Annotated in this window: 20 protein-coding genes and 1 pseudogene; 10 read left to right on the top strand and 11 right to left on the bottom strand. The window is 65.5% G+C overall.

The features are described 5' to 3' along the window. Positions 1-344: pseudogene (locus AC3WN8_RS15795) on the top strand (hypothetical protein); the annotation flags it as partial. 35 nt (positions 345-379) lie between these two features. Here the strand turns inward: AC3WN8_RS15795 and AC3WN8_RS15790 are convergent. Next, entirely contained in the window at positions 380-802 is a 423-nt protein-coding gene (locus tag AC3WN8_RS15790) for a VOC family protein (protein ID WP_492670405.1), read from the bottom strand. Then, entirely contained in the window at positions 799-2,502 is a 1,704-nt protein-coding gene (ggt, locus tag AC3WN8_RS15785; protein WP_492670404.1) for a gamma-glutamyltransferase, read from the bottom strand. The genes AC3WN8_RS15790 and ggt overlap by 4 nt, the downstream gene beginning before the upstream one ends. 295 nt (positions 2,503-2,797) lie before the next feature. Here ggt and AC3WN8_RS15780 point away from each other — a divergent pair, with 295 nt between their 5' ends. The 3 genes from AC3WN8_RS15780 to AC3WN8_RS15770 all read left to right on the top strand — a co-directional run bounded on the left by AC3WN8_RS15780 (position 2,798) and on the right by AC3WN8_RS15770 (position 4,271). Next, on the top strand, positions 2,798-3,211 hold the full coding sequence (locus AC3WN8_RS15780; protein WP_492670403.1) for a hypothetical protein: 414 nt from the start codon (positions 2,798-2,800) through the stop codon (positions 3,209-3,211). Between the two features lie 26 nt (positions 3,212-3,237). Beyond that, positions 3,238-3,552, top strand: a complete 315-nt coding sequence (locus AC3WN8_RS15775) for a hypothetical protein (RefSeq protein WP_492670402.1) — start codon at positions 3,238-3,240, stop codon at positions 3,550-3,552. 74 nt (positions 3,553-3,626) lie between these two features. Continuing rightward, positions 3,627-4,271: a hypothetical protein gene (locus AC3WN8_RS15770; RefSeq protein ID WP_492670401.1), complete on the top strand. Its 645-nt coding sequence runs from the start codon at positions 3,627-3,629 to the stop codon at positions 4,269-4,271. A 9-nt stretch (positions 4,272-4,280) separates the two neighbouring features. On the opposite strand, the gene AC3WN8_RS15765 is transcribed toward AC3WN8_RS15770, so the two are convergent. From AC3WN8_RS15765 to AC3WN8_RS15740, 6 genes are all read right to left on the bottom strand, one after another. Next, positions 4,281-5,537: an NAD(P)/FAD-dependent oxidoreductase gene (locus tag AC3WN8_RS15765; protein ID WP_492670400.1), complete on the bottom strand. Its 1,257-nt coding sequence runs from the start codon at positions 5,535-5,537 to the stop codon at positions 4,281-4,283. Then, the gene (locus tag AC3WN8_RS15760) at positions 5,534-6,001 is read right to left on the bottom strand and encodes an SRPBCC family protein (RefSeq protein WP_492670399.1); all 468 of its coding nucleotides are present in this window, start codon (positions 5,999-6,001) and stop codon (positions 5,534-5,536) included. Before AC3WN8_RS15760 ends, AC3WN8_RS15765 begins: the two co-directional genes overlap by 4 nt. Before the next feature lie 14 nt (positions 6,002-6,015). After that, the gene (locus AC3WN8_RS15755; protein ID WP_492670398.1) at positions 6,016-6,408 is read right to left on the bottom strand and encodes a RidA family protein; all 393 of its coding nucleotides are present in this window, start codon (positions 6,406-6,408) and stop codon (positions 6,016-6,018) included. 13 nt (positions 6,409-6,421) lie between these two features. Continuing rightward, positions 6,422-8,614, bottom strand: coding sequence for a TonB-dependent receptor (locus tag AC3WN8_RS15750; RefSeq protein WP_492670397.1), 2,193 nt, complete (start codon positions 8,612-8,614; stop codon positions 6,422-6,424). Positions 8,615-8,652: 38 nt separating this feature from the next. After that, complete coding sequence (locus AC3WN8_RS15745; protein ID WP_492670396.1) at positions 8,653-9,093, bottom strand: hypothetical protein; 441 nt, start codon at positions 9,091-9,093, stop codon at positions 8,653-8,655. 84 nt (positions 9,094-9,177) lie between these two features. Next, entirely contained in the window at positions 9,178-10,173 is a 996-nt protein-coding gene (locus AC3WN8_RS15740) for an aromatic ring-hydroxylating oxygenase subunit alpha (protein ID WP_492670395.1), read from the bottom strand. Positions 10,174-10,366: 193 nt separating this feature from the next. Between AC3WN8_RS15740 and AC3WN8_RS15735 the strand changes: the two genes are divergently transcribed. The 6 genes from AC3WN8_RS15735 to AC3WN8_RS15710 all read left to right on the top strand — a co-directional run bounded on the left by AC3WN8_RS15735 (position 10,367) and on the right by AC3WN8_RS15710 (position 14,773). Continuing rightward, the gene (locus AC3WN8_RS15735) at positions 10,367-10,939 is read left to right on the top strand and encodes an Lrp/AsnC family transcriptional regulator (RefSeq protein ID WP_492670394.1); all 573 of its coding nucleotides are present in this window, start codon (positions 10,367-10,369) and stop codon (positions 10,937-10,939) included. After that, positions 10,936-11,382 carry an SRPBCC family protein gene (locus AC3WN8_RS15730; RefSeq protein ID WP_492670393.1) on the top strand — a complete coding sequence of 149 codons (447 nt, stop codon included), beginning with the start codon at positions 10,936-10,938 and terminating at the stop codon, positions 11,380-11,382. Before AC3WN8_RS15735 ends, AC3WN8_RS15730 begins: the two co-directional genes overlap by 4 nt. Beyond that, complete coding sequence (locus AC3WN8_RS15725) at positions 11,382-12,191, top strand: hydroxyacylglutathione hydrolase C-terminal domain-containing protein (protein WP_492670392.1); 810 nt, start codon at positions 11,382-11,384, stop codon at positions 12,189-12,191. Before AC3WN8_RS15730 ends, AC3WN8_RS15725 begins: the two co-directional genes overlap by 1 nt. 223 nt (positions 12,192-12,414) lie before the next feature. Continuing rightward, positions 12,415-13,296, top strand: a complete 882-nt coding sequence (gene phhA / locus AC3WN8_RS15720; RefSeq protein ID WP_492670391.1) for a phenylalanine 4-monooxygenase — start codon at positions 12,415-12,417, stop codon at positions 13,294-13,296. Further along, positions 13,293-14,480, top strand: a complete 1,188-nt coding sequence (locus AC3WN8_RS15715; RefSeq protein ID WP_492670390.1) for an amino acid aminotransferase — start codon at positions 13,293-13,295, stop codon at positions 14,478-14,480. Before phhA ends, AC3WN8_RS15715 begins: the two co-directional genes overlap by 4 nt. Continuing rightward, positions 14,477-14,773: a 4a-hydroxytetrahydrobiopterin dehydratase gene (locus AC3WN8_RS15710; protein ID WP_492670389.1), complete on the top strand. Its 297-nt coding sequence runs from the start codon at positions 14,477-14,479 to the stop codon at positions 14,771-14,773. Before AC3WN8_RS15715 ends, AC3WN8_RS15710 begins: the two co-directional genes overlap by 4 nt. On the opposite strand, the gene alkB is transcribed toward AC3WN8_RS15710, so the two are convergent. From alkB to AC3WN8_RS15695, 3 genes are read right to left on the bottom strand one after another with little or no spacing between them, the layout of a single operon-like run. Continuing rightward, positions 14,745-15,407, bottom strand: a complete 663-nt coding sequence (gene alkB / locus AC3WN8_RS15705; RefSeq protein WP_492670388.1) for a DNA oxidative demethylase AlkB — start codon at positions 15,405-15,407, stop codon at positions 14,745-14,747. The genes AC3WN8_RS15710 and alkB overlap by 29 nt on opposite strands. Next, the gene (locus tag AC3WN8_RS15700; RefSeq protein ID WP_492670387.1) at positions 15,397-16,107 is read right to left on the bottom strand and encodes a 2OG-Fe(II) oxygenase; all 711 of its coding nucleotides are present in this window, start codon (positions 16,105-16,107) and stop codon (positions 15,397-15,399) included. The genes alkB and AC3WN8_RS15700 overlap by 11 nt, the downstream gene beginning before the upstream one ends. After that, positions 16,104-16,631 carry a methylated-DNA--[protein]-cysteine S-methyltransferase gene (locus AC3WN8_RS15695; RefSeq protein ID WP_492670386.1) on the bottom strand — a complete coding sequence of 176 codons (528 nt, stop codon included), beginning with the start codon at positions 16,629-16,631 and terminating at the stop codon, positions 16,104-16,106. The genes AC3WN8_RS15700 and AC3WN8_RS15695 overlap by 4 nt, the downstream gene beginning before the upstream one ends. Positions 16,632-16,777: the final 146 nt, after the last annotated feature.

Here is a 16,777-nt window from a genome sequence, read left to right as displayed (position 1 = left end):
ATGCGTGGAGGGGGGGGGCGGGGGGGGGGGCGCTGGGCCGCTGGATCGGTGCGGCGGCGGGCGGCAGCGGCGTGGGCGAACGCGGCACTGGGGCCGGTGTGCGAGGCTGGCTGCGCGGCGGCTGCGATCGGGGCGGTTGTGCGCGCGGCGATTCAGTACGGGGCGCCTGGTTGCGGGGCGGCGGAACGATCGCCGAGGCACAGGCGCCAAGCGCCAACAGCCCGATGATGCCGGTCGACTTGGTAACGAACGCCCTGATACGCGAATACAAGAGCCGAAAACTCCTTTTGCCCGCGTCCATCAACACCATCGCCGCGCGATTGGGAATCCATCATTGGGTATAGCGTACGACCGGCCGGGCCATGAACGCGGCGGGCGGTTAAGCCGCGAAGAGTTGCTCCATATCCGCGAACGCCTTGAATTCGAGCGCATTGCCCGCCGGATCGAGGAAGAACATCGTCGACTGCTCGCCGGTTTCGCCCTTGAAGCGGGTATAGGGCTCGATGACGAAAGCGATATCATGGGCCTTCACCCGCGCGGCGAGCGCGTCCCATGCCTCGGGTGTCAGCACCACGCCGAAGTGCGGCACCGGCACGTGATGCCCGTCGACGCCATTGCCTGTCGGCTTGGCGCGCGGCGCGTCGGTCAGGTGCGTGACGATCTGATGGCCGAACAGGTCGAAATCGATCCAGCGATCGCTGCTGCGGCCCTCGGGACAGCCGAGCACATTGCCGTAGAAATGGCGCGCGGCATCGAGATCGTCGACGGGAAAGGCGAGGTGGAAAGGGGTGAGCGTGCTCATTGTACGGGCTCCGTGACCGAGTTGCCGTCGCGGCGGGGATCTGCCCCGCCGACATAGCCATTGGGGGTGACGAGGAAGCCGTGCAGTCCCGATTCCTCGCCGCTGGCACCGCGCACGTCGACGCCGCGCGCGTAAAGGCCGTCGACCACGCCGGGCGCGAACTTGTCGGCTTCAGCGTTGAAGTTCGGGCCGCGTGCGACGATGTTGGGCAGGGCGATCGCGTCCGCCATCGGCAATTTCCAGCCGAGCGCGCCTAGCGTCGCCTTGCCGACATAGGCGAGGATCGAATTGCCGCCGGGCGATCCGATCGCGCCGGCCAGATGGCCTTTTCCGTCGAGCAGGATCGCCGGCGTCATCGACGAGCGCGGCCGCTTGCCGGGGCCGACCGCATTGGGGCCCTCGGGGATGAACGAGAAATCGGTCATCTGGTTGTTGAGGAAGAAGCCGTCGACCATCCGGCCCGATCCGAAGATCGATTCGACCGTGGTCGTCATCGAGACGGCATTGCCCCATTTGTCGACAATGACGAAATGCGAGGTGCCGCCGGGCTCGACCGTGGCGTCGCGCTTCGGCGCCTTGGCGCCGGGCGGGGTGCCGGCGGCGGGCGGCGGACCCGCCTTCGGACCGATCAGCGCGGCGCGGCTTGCGACATAGATGGGATCGAGCAGGCCCTTGACCGGCACGTCGGCCACATCGCCGACCCAGGCGTCGCGATCGGCGTACATGACGCGGCTGGCTTCGGCGAAGAGATACCAGGCCTGCGGATCGGCGGGGCCGCGATCGGCGATATCGGTGCGTTCGAGGATGGCGAGCAGCTGGAGCAGGCCGACGCCGCTCGACGGCGGCGGCGGCACGCAGACCAGGATCATGCGATAGGGCCCGCACAGCGGCTCGCGCCTGACCGCGCGATAATCGGCGATGTCCTTGAGCGTCATCGTCCCGGGCAGTGAGCCGCTGGTGGTCTTCGCCACGATCGCCGCCGCCGTCTTGCCCGTATAGAGCGCGTCGGGGCCTTGCGCGGCGAGGCGGCGGAGGAAATCGGCAAAGGCCGGGTTCTTCAGCATCTCGCCGGTCTGGTAGCGGCTGCCGTCGGGCTTGGTGAAATAGGCGACGACATCGGGCTGTGCAGCCTGGGGATAGCGGCCGCCCTGCGCGAAACGGCCGAGGCGCGGCGACACGGGGAAACCCTGATCGGCGGCACGCTCGGCATCGGCGAACAGACTGTTCCAGGGCAGCTTGCCCTGTTCGTCATGCGCGAGCTTGAGCATGCGGACGACACCGGGCACGCCCGTCGCGATCCCGCCGGTGATCGCGGCACCGCGATCGAGCGGCTTGCCGTCCGCGCCCAGGAACATGCGCGGCGATGCGCCCATCGGCGCGGTCTCGCGCCCATTATAGACAGTGACGCGGCCGTCTTTCGCCGAGAAATAGGTCATGAAGGCGCCGCCGCCCAGGCCCGAGCTTTGCGGCTCGACCAATGACAGCATCGCCTGTGCCGCGATCGCGGCGTCGACCGCGGTGCCGCCGCGGCGCAACACCGCAAGCGCGGCTTCGGTCGCCATCGGATGCGCGGTCGCGGCGAAGATCTGGCGATTGACGGTCGCCTCGGCGGCCGGCGCCGATGCGGTGGGCGGATTGGAATCGGCTGCGGCGCAACCGGTGAGCGCGAGCAGCGCGAGGAAGGGAGCGGGCCATTTCATGCCGGCACTCATGATCCGTCGGGGCGATCCTGTCGAGACTTGTCGAGCCCTGCGCACGCAATCGATGCCCGGGCAGCATTGCGCAAACCGTTCCGCGATGCGGAACTGGTAGTGCGGTTTGGAACGCATGGTGCCGTCATTGTTTCGACGCCCTCGAACTTACGGATGGGCACATTCGAATTCGAGACGTCGGGACTGGCCGCGACAAGGGATCGGCGTATTATCGGATACGCTCATCACCAGTTCAGTTTCGATGTGATACGGATTTCGACAGACTCAGCATGAGGTGAAAGCTATGCGTATTCCCATCACGGTCTCGATCGGCGCGGCGCTGCTCGCTGCCGCCCTTCCCGCACAGGCTGCGTCGCCCGCTGCGACGGCCAAGGCTGAGGCGCGCCTTGCCAAGGCGCTCGATGGCCGCGTTGCCGGCAAGCCCGTCGACTGCATCAATCTGCGCGACATCCAGTCGAGCGAGATCATCGACCGGACGGCGATCGTCTACCGGACGAGCGGCAACAGGCTGTACGTCAACCGGCCCGATATCGGTCAATCCTCGCTCGATCGCGACGACATATTGGTGACCAAGACCTACAGCTCGCAGCTTTGCAGCCTGGATACGGTGCACCTGCTCGATCGCGGCACGCAATTCTCGTCCGGCTTTGTCGGGCTGGGCAAGTTCGTGCCCTATACGAAGGTTGCCAGCAAATAAGCTGATGCGTGTGGCGGAGGCACGATTTGGTCTGGGATCTGCGCGGCGCATTGTTGAAGAAGCAGGAAGTCGAATCCGCGCGGCTCGCCGAGTTCGAATTCCGCCTGCGCGCACGGACGATGAAGCTGCTGGCCCCGCAACTCGATTGCGGGATCGACGCGGCGGATCTGATCTCGCAGATCGCGCTTCATGGCGACGCCGCGATTATCGATCGCATTGCGGCGCAGTGCACCACCGTCGATCCGCCCATGCTGCAGCGCCTGTTCGATGCCAGCCGCGCGCAGGCGCGTGCGCAGCTTGTCGACGAGATCGGCGATCCCGCACCCTATCGGCTGGCCTGACCCTCACCGGGTTGAACAGCCGGACGCGATGCTGATAAGCCTTCCGATGCGTCGTGGGCGGTCGGGGGGATCGAATGCCGAGCATGTTGTCGTTCAAGGTGCTCGGCATGGTGGGCATGGCGTCGTACGGGCTCGCCTATTTCTGCACCAAGCTCCCGCATATCTCCTATCATCGCTACAAGCTGATCGCGGTGCCGATCCACCGGATTCCCGACATGCCGCGCGGCTATTCGTGTCGCGATCTCGATCAGGCCGCACTCGCCGGACACAGCATCGACATCGGACCCGAGGCGCAGGCCGAACGCTTTGCGCGCGGGCTGGAATGTATCGGTATCTTCGACCGGCATGACGAACTGATCGGCGTGACCTGGATGGGAAAGCGCGTGCATGACGAAGGCGACATGCATGTCCGCTATCTGCTGCCAAACAATGCTGCGTGGGATACGGGCATGTGGCTGCGCGAGGACAAAAGGATGGGTCGCGGCTTCTCCGCCATATGGGGCGCGATGAAGACCTGGCTGCGCAAGGAGGGGCTGGACTGCACGATGAGCAGCATCGCCGATTACAACATCCCCTCGATCCTCTCGCATCGCCGGCTCGGATCGCGCAAGCTCGGTCATATCAGCGTCATACGGATCGGCAGGCTGCAATATACGCGCGGTGCCCGCCCGTCATTGTGCCTGCTCGGCCGGGGCTCGACGCCGACCGTCTATCTATAACCAGCCGGATCAGCCGAAGCGATTGAGCGCCGGCGCCACCATCGATCGCAGCGTGAAGGCCACGAAGCGATGCCCCTTGAGCGGCTTAGGCGGCGTGACGGGCAGGGCGAGCGTGTCGGGCGATGCGCCGCTCAACAGCTTCGCCGCCTCGCGCGCCGCCGCGATGCCGTGGGTCAGGCCAAAGCCGTTGCAGCCGGTGACGGACCAGGCTTCGTCGCCGAAGCGCAGGATGCGTGGCAGGCCGTTGGCCGATATCGTCATCTCGCCCCAGGACAGGCGTGTGAAGCGTGGCTGCTCGGCATCGGGAAAGGCGCGTCCCAGCCGGCGCAGCAGCGGCTTCGCGCTGCGCGGCAATGACGGCTCCCCGCGTCCGCACAGCATGCTGCCGACCAGGCGGCCGGCGCTGTCGATGCCGGGGCTGAAGACCGCCTTGTCGTCGAGGTCGACCATGGCGCCGCCTTGCGGGAACATCGCGGCGCCTCGATCGGCGAGCGGATCGGTCGCGGCGATGGCGGCCGCCATGCGATAGGTCATGCCGCGCAACGACGAGAAGGGCAGATGCGCGGCGCCCGTCGCCACCAGCATCCGCCGCGCGCGCACCGTCCCCCGGGCCGTGGCGAGGATCCAGGCGTCGCCGTCACGCGTGGCGGACAAGGCACGGCTGTCGCCGAAAATGCGGATGCCGGCCTGCGTCGCCGCATGCGCCAGGCCCGCCGCCAGGGCGAGCGGGTTGAGCGTGCCGCCTTCGGCAAGCCGGACACCGCCGGCATAGCGCGCGGAATTGATTTGCGCGTCCAGCGTCGCGCGATCCACCGTCTCGAACGAACCGCCATGCTCGGTCCAGGCGGCGAAGCCCGCGCGTATCCGCTCCACGCTGCGATCCGATCGCGCGACGCAGAGATAGCCGCTTCTCAGGTCGCAGGCGATGGCGTGGCGGTCGATACAGTCGGTCAGCCAGCGGCCCGACCCGGCGATCAGGCCGAGCCAGCGCTTCGCGCGCGCTTCGCCCAGCGTCGTGCGGACTTTTTCCGGACTCGTTCCCGGCATGATCATCGGCGCGAAATGCCCGGCATTGACGCCCGATGCGCCGGCGCCGGGCTGTTCCGCTTCCAGCACTACCACCGACAGCCCGACCGCTTGCGCCTCCATCGCCGCGATCAGGCCCGAATAGCCTGCGCCGATGATGACGGCGTCCGCGATCACCTCGCCGCGAAGCGCGGGGTAGACGGGCCGGTCGGCGCCGACGGTCCAGACCGGCGCGGTCAAAGCGGTGTCGCCGTGCCGAAGCGCCGCGCCAGCGCCGACAGCGCATGATCGATATTGGCCTCGATCATTGCGCGCGCGACGTCGCCGGCACTGTCCAGTGGTGCTGCGGCCGCCGACCAGGTCAGCAGCGCGCCGTCCGGTCCCGCCGCAACCACCTGTGCGCGGCCGAGATAATCGGTGAAGGGCAGCGGGCCATAGTCGAAGATGCGATAGGCATAGCTGCGCTCGGCGGGCTCGAAGTGCTCGATCCGTTCAGCGATGCTGATCCCGCCGGGCAGGAAGAAGCGGCGGACGGCGCCGGCCCCGCTGCCGTCCACCTCGACGCGCTCGGCCAGCCCCTCGGTGATCGTGGTGTCGGCGAGATCGCCGACCACGGCCCACACTGTATCGGCGTCGGCCGCAAGCGCGACCGAGCGTTCGACATGGATGGGGCAAGTGGACGGATCGGCGATATCGCTGGGCATTGGGGTCTCCGAATTCAAAGCGCTGCCATGATCTCGATTTCGATCATGCATTCGGGAAAGGCGAGGCGGCGTACCTCGACTGCGGTGGTCGCGGGCAGGTCACAGCCGGCATAGACCGCGATGCGCGTGCCATTGGCGGCGAGGAAGGCATCCATGTCGGTCACGAAGATCCGTTCGGAAACGACATTGGCGGGCCCCGCGTCGAACGCCGCGAGCGTGCGGCGGACAATGTCATAGACCTGCCCGATCTGCGCGGCCATGTCACCGGCGTGGAGCGGCGCGAAAGTGCCGTCCACGCTCAGCGATCCGGAGATGTGCAGCCGGTCGCCGATCCGGACGGCCTGGGCATAGCCGAACGCCTTTTCCCCCTCGGGCGACAGATGGAAGCTTTGCCGGTCGATTGTCATTGCCTGTCCCCGATCAGAATCTGAAGCTGAGTTCGCCGCCGAAGATCCGGCCGGTGTCGATCTGAACGGCATCGGCATTGAGCGGGACGAAACCGGCCGCGAAGATGTATCGCGAGAAGGCCGAGGTGGCGTAATGCCGCTTGGTCAGATTCTTGACGAAGACCGTCGCGCTCCAGTTGGTGCCGTCCAGCCCCAATGTCGCGTCGAGCGTGCCGTAGCTTTTCTGGAACAGATAGACGTCGGGGCTGGAGGGCAGCTGGAAATCCTGGAAGGATTGCCGTCCGACCGCGGCGAAATCGAGCCGCACGCGCCCTTCGATCGTATCGGTCAATGGATGGCGATATTGCGCGCCGATGTTCAGCGTGAATTTGGGCGCGTTGGGAAGCTGCTGGCCGACATAGGCTGCGGTGCCGTTGAAATCCTTGATCTTCGCGTCGATGTACCCGAACGAGGCGTTGAGATCGACGCCGCGCGCCGGGCGCGCGTTCAGCTCCAGCTCGAACCCCTTGATCTCCGATCGCCGCGCGTTGAGCGAGCCCTGGGTCAGCGTCGCGGCGTCGAGCTGGAAGATCTGCGGATTGAGATGCTCGGTGTAGAAGGCCGTGGCATTGAAGATCAGGCGCCGGTCGAGCCAGCTCGTCTTCGCGCCGATCTCGTAGTTGCGCGAGCTTTCCTGGCCGATGACGCGCGGAAAGGCGGGGCCGGCCGATGCGGGGTTGAAGCTGCCGCTCTTGAAGCCCTGCGAATAGGTTCCGTACAGCGTCAGCGCGTCGGTCGGCTTGTAGGCGAGCGAGACTTTGGGCTGCAGCTTCGAGAAGGTGTCGCGATCGACGAGCGACGACTGATAATCGTCGATCCGCGCCTTGTTGGTGTCGTAGCGCAGCGCCGCGGTCAGCTCGAGCGTGTCCATGATGTCGTAGTTGATCTGGCCGAACAGCGCATATTGCTTGAAGGTGATGCGATTGTCGGCAAGCACCGCCGGAATGACGCCGCCCGAGACGAAACCGCCGGCGGGACCGCTGAAGCAGCTGGCGACGAACAGGCAGAAATCGAGTTCGGCGAAGGTGTCGATGTCGCGCTTCGAATGCTGGTAATAGGCGCCGGCGATATAGCGCAGCGGCTGGTCGCCCGGAGAGGTCAGCCGCACTTCCTGGCTGAAGCTCTTGGTCACCCGGTCCTGCGCGGCGGTCGGCACCATCGGGAAGGGTGAGATGTCGAGGTCCTGATTGAAGTAGACGTCGATCTTGTCATAGGCGCTGATCGAGGTGAGCGTGCCGATCGCAGTGTCGTAATTGAGCGTCATCGACAGGTCGGTCACTTTGCGCCGCGTGATCGATTCTCCGTCCAGATTGGGGCGGATGCGCGCCATCGCGCTGGTGATTTCGCCGCCGCTGGTGCCAAGCACATTGACCAGGCTGAACCAGGTGGCGCCACCCAGTTCCCTGGTATGCGACGCGCGCAGGTCGACGCTGAAATCGGGGCTGGGATTGACGATCATCCGGCCGGTGACGCGGGTCTGGCGATTGCGGTCGAGACCGCGTCCGTCGAGGCGATTGACGATCGTGCCGTCGCCGTCGCGGTGCGAGATCGAGACGCGTGCCAGGACGATGTCCTCGACGATCGGTCCGCTCAGCGCGCCGAACACCCGCCAGGCATCGCCGCTGGCATAGCCGGCCTTGACCTCGCCCTCGAAATCGTTGGTCGGTTTCTTGGTGGTGATGTTGATCGCGCCGGCGATCGCGCCCTTGCCGTACAGCGCGCCCTGCGGGCCTTTCAGTATCTCGACGCGCTCGACGTCGGACAGATCCATGGTGAAGGCGTCGGAATCGGGCAGGACGACGCCGTCGATCGAAAAGGCGACGGCCGCCGCCTGGTTGCGGTTCGATCCCAGGCCGCGGATCGAGATATTGTTGGTCGCGGTATCCTGGTCATTGTTGATGCGCACATTGGATGTGAGCGCCAGGAAGTCGTCGATCCGTTCCAGCCGGCGTTCCGAAATCGTGCTGGCGGAGAATGCCGTGATCGAATCCGGGATCTCCTGCAGATTCTCCTCGCGTTTGCGCGCGGTGACGACGATGTCGGCGATGCCGTCCCCGCTCGCTTCGGCCGCCTGCTGCGCAAAAGCGGTGCCGGCCCCACCGAATGCCGTGGCGAGCGTGATGGCGATCAGCCCGGCGGTTCCCCGCGATCGATTTGCGTTCCCCATGATATCCCTCCCTGAATATGTCTGTGATTGCTCGCCGGTCAGGCGAGATCGGCGGGAACCGGGCGGTCTTCCGCCTCATTGTCCCAGATCGCCGAATGGATCAGCCAGCGGCCCTCGTGGCGGACGATCTGCGCAAAGGTCACGCCGCGCCGTTCGACGCCGTTCATGACGGCGGCGAAGCTGCTGCGCACGCTGGCGACATTGCCGAACGCCTCGACATGACGGCCCAGTTCGACCTCGCTGAAATCGGTGAGCTCGCCGGAGGCGCGCTGGGCGGTCATCGCGCCGATGAAATCTTCGATCGCGATCGTCGCGGCGGTACCCGCGCTCAACGGCGCCAGGATCGCCTGCGGGTGGCAGCAGTCGCGGAAAGTCTGCCAGTCGGGTGCCTGCTCCGCATTCCAGCCGACCGCCGCGTAGAGACGCGGGCACAGGGCCAGGATTTCGGTCAGATCGTTGTCGGTGATGCCGCCCCTCATGATCGTCTCCCTTGATATAGGTTTTTGCTGTCGCTTCGTTTTTGCGGAAAACCGGTTCCCACTTTTCCGCACGATGCTCTGTCGTCAGCTGATGAATGCCGCCGACGGATGGGCGCGCGGATAGTCGCGCAGATATTGCAGGAAGCGCGCGAGCGTCTGGTCGCTGCGCGTCAGCGTGCCGGGCTTGAAGCGGGCATGCTCGATGATCGGCAGATCCTCGGTCGCGACATGGACTTCGAGCGCGTACATGGCGTCAAGGAAGGCGCGTGCGCTTGCCGGATCGCTGCCGTCATCCTCGACGCCGACGGTGAAGAACAGGCGCGAATGCCCGGGCCTGGGTAGTCCCATCGGCGCGACGAAGCCGAACCAGCGACCGTCGATATAGCCGTCCTGCCAATAGATATTGGCGCCGAATATGCCGACGCGGAATTTGATCGCCGAACCGTCGCGCATCGTGCCCGCGAATTCGTAGACCATCGAATGCGGCGACCATTCGACCTGGTCGTGCGGCATGCCGTTGTCGAAACTGATGCCGTGGACGACCTGGATATGCTGCATGTCGGGCGTGTTGCAGCAGATCACCCAGGGATCGGCCGGCATCTCGCGATCATATTCGCCCGTCTTCCAGATCAGATTTTTCGGCGCGTCGGGGAAATCGGGAATGTCGAACAGCGGCGTCTCGCCATTGAAGGCGAAGATGCAGCCGTAACGTTCGGCCGTGGGAAAGGCGAAGAGCCGCGCGGTCGGCGGCGTCGGATCGCCCGATCCCGTCGCGACGCAGCGGCCCTCGGCATCGTAGCGCCAGAAATGAAAGGGGCAGCGGACCGTGCCGTCGATCATTTCGCCGGTGCACAGATCGGCGCCCATATGCGGGCAATAGGCACTCAGCACGCGCGCCTGACCGTCGGCATCGCGGATGACGATCACGCGTCCGCCGAGAAAGTCGAACCCCTGGACCGTATCGGCCACGACTTCGTCCGAGCGGCAGACCGGAAACCAGCTCTGGCTGAACAGGCCGTCGGTTCCTTCCGGCTGGGGCGCGAGCGAGCGGGCCGCGAATCTGGGCGCAACCTGGGTCAAGGCAATCTCCTGAAAGCCCGTTTGCCGGGCTGCATTGTGGATATGCCTCGATTCCGATCGAGTCAATAAGGATTCATCACTGTATGGACGGTTATGATAAGGAATACGCATAATATGGACGAATATGTTGCGGAAACCTCCAATATCGGCTAGTCGATCATTGTGGATCCGAAAGTCGCCAGGGAGCGAAGAAATGGCTGAAAAAGGACGAGGCGGCGCGCGGCGCAGGGGTGAAGGGCCATCCGCCATCGCCGGGTCGAGCGGCGTGGACGACACGCATGAACTGAACAGCCGGATCATCAATCTGCTGCAGCAGGACGGGCGTATGCCCTATTCCAACATCGCCGCTGCCGTCGGCGTGTCGGAAGGGACGGTGCGCAACCGCGTCCGCCAGCTCATCGATGACAATGTCATCACCATCCAGGCGGAGGCGCTGCCCGAGGCGTTCGGCTATGCCTTCAACGCGCAGACCTTCATCAACGCGGCACCGGGCGCCGACATCGAAGCGCTGATCGCGCGGCTGAGCGAGGTGCCCGAAGTCTTCTACCTGATCATGACGCTGGGCCGTTTCGATATCGGCCTGGCGACCTATCATCGATCGCACGAAGACTATCGCGCCTTCCTGATCGACCATTGCTACGGCCAGCCGGATATCGCCGCCGTCGAAACCGCGATGGTGCTCAAGGTCCACAAGATGCGGCTGCAATGGGATCTGGACAAGGGCGCGCGCGGCGCGGTCCTCGCCAAGGGAGGCAAGGGGCAATGATCACGATCGAACGCGCTTCGCGCTTCGCGGCGTCGGCCGATCGTCTCTGGCGGTTGTTCGCCACCGAGGATGGCCAGCGCCGTGCCGAACTCGGCTTCGTCTCGTCGATCGAGTTCGAGGGGGAAGGGCTCGGCATGATCAGGACCATGCGGACCGAAGGGCATCTGGGCGACGGCATGGTGAAGGAAAAGCTCGTCCATTTCGATCCGCAGGCGATGGAGATGACCTTCGAGATCGTCGATACCGGCGATATCGTGCCCTTTGCCGGCTATCTTGGGTTCGCCAAGGTGATTCCGGCCGGCCCCGACGCATCGGTGCTGCTCGCGCGCTCCACCTTCGTGCCGGTCGATGTGGCGGAGGACGATGCGCGCGCCATGTCGGAGGCGAACTACACATTGTTCTTCGACAATCTGCGCGACGCGCTTGCTTCCGGAGACTGGTGATGGCGGTGCTGCCGCTTCGGCCGGGCACCCGCTTCGATCATTTCCACTATATCGTCTTCTGCCCCGAAACGCGCGAGGCGGTGTCGGTCGATCCTTATGACGACGAAGCTGTGCGTGCGGCGGTCGCCGCAAACGGTCTGCGGCTGACCGCGATCGTCAACACCCACGAACATTGGGACCATGCCGGGCGTAATGCCGCGATGAAGGCGGAGGACGATCTGCAGATCCTGGCGCCGCTGGCCGCGGCGGGCACGATCCTCCCGATCGACCGGATGCTGTCGGACGGCGACGAGATCGCGATCGGCACGACGGCGATGCTGAAGGTGCTGGCGACGCCAGGGCACACCATGGCGCATATCGCATTGAGCGGCGAGGATGGCGGGATGCCCTTCCTCATTTCCGGCGACACGCTGTTCGCCGCCGGCGCGGGCAATTGCGGCTATGGCGGGCATGCGCCCACGCTTTACGAAAGCCTGACCGGCAGGATCGGGCCGATGGATGGGGCGACCATCGTCTATCCCGGGCATGACTATCTCGTGCGCAACCTGCGTTTCGCGGCGCATGTCGAGCCCGGCAACGACGATGTCCGTGCGCTTGCCGCCGAGGTTGCGGCGCTGCCGTCGGAACGGCTGCGGTTCACGACCCTGGCCGAGGAACGGCGGATCAATCCGTTCCTGCGCTGCGCGAGCCCCATCTTGCGGGGGCGACTTGCCGAACTCGATCCCGCGCTGGATCCGGATGCCGACGATCCTGCGGTGTTCGTGGCATTGCGCGCCTATCGCGATCGCTGGGCCGAAACGGTGCAGTGAAGGGTGTTTCCATATAGGCAGTGAGTGGCCGATCCCGCGTGTCACACCGGAATCATTATGGTAAGCACGCCCGCGCCTCCAGCGCGACCATCCGGCGATCGACTCGACCCGGCTGATAGGTTTCTTTCATATATTCGGCAAATATAACGGTATCTCTTCAATATTCACACATAAAGTGACGAATCTGGAATCATAATTCGCGGAATTAGTGTATAATCGCATCATGGCTGGATCAGATCTCATTCGCCCTCCCGGTTCCGCCGAGGACTGGACCGTTCCGCAGAATTGGTCGTCTTACACAACAGACGAGCATGCGATGTGGGACACGCTCTTCGCGCGTCAGGCGGAGATGCTGCCGTCGCGGGTCGTGCCGGCCTTTATCGACGGGCTCGATATCCTGCGCATGTCGCGGCCGGGCATTCCCGATTTCGAGGAATTGTCGGACCGGCTGATGAAGGCGACCGGATGGCAGGTGGTGGCCGTACCCGGCCTCGTCCCTGACGAGGTGTTCTTCGACCATCTTGCCAATCGGCGCTTCGTGGCCGGCCGTTTCATCCGCACGCCCGAGCAGATCGATTATCTGCAGGAACCCGATATCTTCCACGACGTGTTCGGCCATGTGCCGCTGCTCGCGCATCCGGTGTTCGCCGATTATATGCAGGCCTATGGCGAGGGCGGGCTGCGTGCGGCCAAGCTCGGCATGATCAAGCAGCTCGCGCGGCTCTATTGGTACACCGTCGAGTTCGGCCTGATCCGCGACGGCGACGCGCTCAAGCTCTACGGCGCGGGCATCGTCTCGTCCTTCGGCGAATCGCGCTTCGCGCTCGACGATCCGTCGCCCAACCGGATCGGCTTCGACTTGCAGCGCGTGATGCGCACAGATTATCGCATCGACGATTATCAGCAGACCTATTTCGTGATCGACAGCTTCGAGGATCTGTTGCGCCAGACGCTCGAGACCGATTTCGCCCCGGTCTATGCGGCGATCGCCGATGCGACGGACGTCGCGCCCGATCTCGCGACCGACGATGTGCTTGCGGACGACGTCGTCTTTACGCATGGCACTCAGGCCTATGCGCATTCGCGTCTGGAGTCCGCTGCATGACCACATTGTTTTCGGGGCTCGCGCCCCAACCCGCCGACGGCCTGTTGCGGCTGATCGTGCTTCACCGTGACGATCCGCGCCCCGGCAAGATCGATCTGGGCGTCGGCATCTATCGCGACGATGACGGCGCCACGCCCGTGCTGAGGGCGGTCAAGGCGGCCGAGGCCATCCTGCTCGAGACGCAGGAGAGCAAATCCTATCTCGGCGCGGAAGGCGATGTCCGCTTCGTCGAACTGCTCGAACCGATCGTGTTCGGCGCAGACGGGGCGGGATCGCCGCGGCGGGGCGGCGTGCAGACGCCCGGCGGAACCGGTGCGCTGCGGCTTGCCGCGGAGCTCGTCGCGCGTTCGCGTCCCGGTGCCCGCATCTGGACGGGCACGCCGACCTGGCCCAATCACGCGCCGATCTTCGCGGGCGCCGGGCTCGAAATCCTGCCTCATCCCTTTTTCGACGCGGAAACGCAGCGGATCGAATTCGGTGCGATGATGAACGCGCTGGAGGGCGCCGAGCCGGGCGATGTCGTGCTGGTGCACGGATCGTCGCACAATCCCACCGGCGCCGAGCTGGACGAGGGGCAGGCCGAGGCGCTGGTCGAGCTGTGCGCGCGCCGCGGGCTCGTGCCGCTGATCGACCTGGCCTATCAGGGGCTGGGCCGCGGGCTCGAAGAGGATGCGGGGCTGGCGCGCCAGCTGCTCGCCGCGTGCGACGAAGCTTTGCTCGCTTATTCCTGCGACAAGAATTTCGGCCTGTATCGCGAGCGTGTCGGCGCATTGTGGGTGCAGGGCCGGACCGCCGAAGCGACGCAGATCGCGCGCGACAATATGCTGGTGGTCGCCCGCGGCCTGTGGTCGATGCCGCCCGATCATGGCGCCGCGATCGTCCGCGTCATCCTGGAGCGTCCCGACCTCGTCCAGCTCTGGCACGCCGAACTCGACGAGATGCGCGACCGCATCTCTCGCCTGCGCGAGAAATTGGCGCAGAGCCATCCGCTGTTCGCCGGCGCGGTGCGCCAGACCGGCATGTTCGCGCTGCTGCCCTTCTCGCCCGAGGCGGTGACCGAGCTGCGCGAGATGCACGGCATCTATATGGCGGGCAATGGCCGTATCAACGTCGCCGGATTGACCGAGGAGAATATCGAGCGGTTCGTCGAGGCGGCTGCGCCGCTGCTGAGGGTCTACGCATGACGCCGCTTTCGACGGAAGCGCGGAACGAGGCGTTGGCCGGCCTGGACGGCTGGGCGTTCGATGACACGCGCAATGCGCTGTATCGCCGGCTCCGCTTCCCGAGCTGCACGCTGGCGGTCGGCTTCATGGCGCAGATCGCGATCGCCGCCGATGCCGCCGACCATCATCCCGAATGGTCCAACGTCCACGACCGCGTCGATATCTGGCTGACCACGCATGACGCCGATGGCGTGTCGGACCGTGATATTGCGCTGGCCGGCACGATCAACGCGGCGCTGGCGGATCGGGCCTGATCCCGGTCTGGCGAAAGCTGAGATTGTAACGATACGATCCCGTCGACGGATGTTCGCCGCGCGGCAGCGTGTCGATGCCGTGAAAGCTCAGGCGTGCGGGGCCGCCCCAGACCATCACGTCGCCATGGTGCAGCGGAATCCGGCGCGGCCGATCACGGCGTTCCGCACCGCCCCATAAAAAGGTCGCGGACAGGCCGAGCGAGATCGAGACGATCGGCGCGGTCATGTCGGCTTCGTTGCGATCCTGATGCAGTGTCAGGCGTGTGCCGGGTGCATAGCGATTGATCAGGCACGCGTCGGGTGCGTAGCCGGGAAAGCCCGCGGCGGCGGCAGCACGCCCGGCCAGATCGGCGAAGATCGCGGGCATCGCCGACCAGGCGGCGCCGCTTTCCGGGTCATGCGCGGCATAACGATAGCCGCGCGCGCTGCTCGTCCAGCCCAACGCACCGCAACTCGTCGTCGCCACCGACATGCGGCGCCCGCCGGGCGTCTCCATATGGCGGAACGGCGCCTGCCCGGCGATATCGGCGACATGACCGAGCAGGCATTGCGCGTCGTCGCATGCGAAGCCGCCGAGCAGCACTGCGCCGGGCGCGATGGCCAGTCGATCGCGCGCGAACAGATCATGCAGCATCGTGGAAGATGATCCCCAGCGTATGGCGATGGCCCGACCGCAGCGTGCTTACCCCATGGCGCAGCATCGCGCGATAATCGCCGCGCGTGCCGGCCCGCGGGCGGGCATTGACCGCGAAGACGACCGCATCGCCCTTGCCCAGCGGCACCACTTCCGCCCGCGACTGCATCCTTGGACGCTGTTCGGTGAGCACGAATTCGCCGCCCGTGAAATCCGCGCCCGGCCGCGACAGCAGGATCGCGGCCTGAAGCGGAAAGACGTGCGCGCCGTACAGATCCTGATGCAGGCAATTATAGTCGCCCGCACCATAGCGCAGCAGCAACGGCGTCGGCCGCCTCTGGCCCGCATCGTGGCAGCGGCCGAGAAAATCGGCGTGATCGTCGGGGAAGCGCGCCTCGATCCCCATGCGTTCGTGCCAGCGATTGGCGATCGGTGCGAGGTGCGGATAAAGCGCCGTTCGCAAGTCCTGCACCAGCGGTGGCAGCGGATAGGCGAAATAGCGATATTCGCCCCGGCCGAACCCATGCCGCGCCATGACCACCTGGCTGCGGAAGATGTCGGTCGGCGCATAGAGCGCAGCGGTGGCGTCGCACTCGGCTTCGCTCAGCAGCCCGGGCAGCATCGCCCAGCCCTGCGCATCCAGCCCGGTCCGCGCATTCTCCCAGTCGATCGCATCGACGCGCGCCTGAACCTCGTTCACGCCACGGCTTCCATATTGATCAGCCGCCGCTTGCGCTCGACGCCCCAGCGATAGCCGGAAATGCCGCCATCGGCCTTGACCACGCGGTGGCATGGCACCGCCACGGCAACGCGATTGGCGGCGCAGGCGGCGCCGACCTCCTGCGCGGTGGCGGGAATGCTCAGCCAGCGAGCGAGTTCGCCATAGCCGATCGTATCGCCACCCGGCACCATGCGCAGCGCCTTCCATACCGCGAGCTCGAGCGGCGATCCGCGCAGGTCGAGCGCGAAGGCCGCGCCCTTTTCCGGGTGGGCTAACAGGTCCGACACCGCATCCAGCGCCCCTGCCAGTGCGGTCGGGTCCTCGAGCAGCGTGGCGCCGCCGAGTGTCGCGTGCAGGTCGCGGAGTAAGCGCGCGCGATCGCTGCCGATCAGGATGGCGGCGACGCCACGCTCGCTTGCCGCGACCAATGCGATGCCGAGCGGCGTTCCGATAGAAGCATAGTTCAGGGTTTCGCCCGCAAAGGGGCGATCGTCGGTGCTCATCATATATCTCCAGAAGTTCTCTTGAAGACACAGTGGCATCGGCGCGATCCGCACACTCTCCGCTTCTTGCGGTCAAAACGATAAAATAACTGGGCTATCCCGATCTGTCGTCATTGCGAGGAGCGTAGCGACGAGGCAATCCAGAG

Source organism: Sphingobium sp. FW305-3-2-15-F-TSA7 (assembly GCF_058787155.1).
The sequence above is the reverse complement of the archived record's forward strand: the minus strand, read 5'-3'. Positions and strand labels throughout refer to the sequence as shown.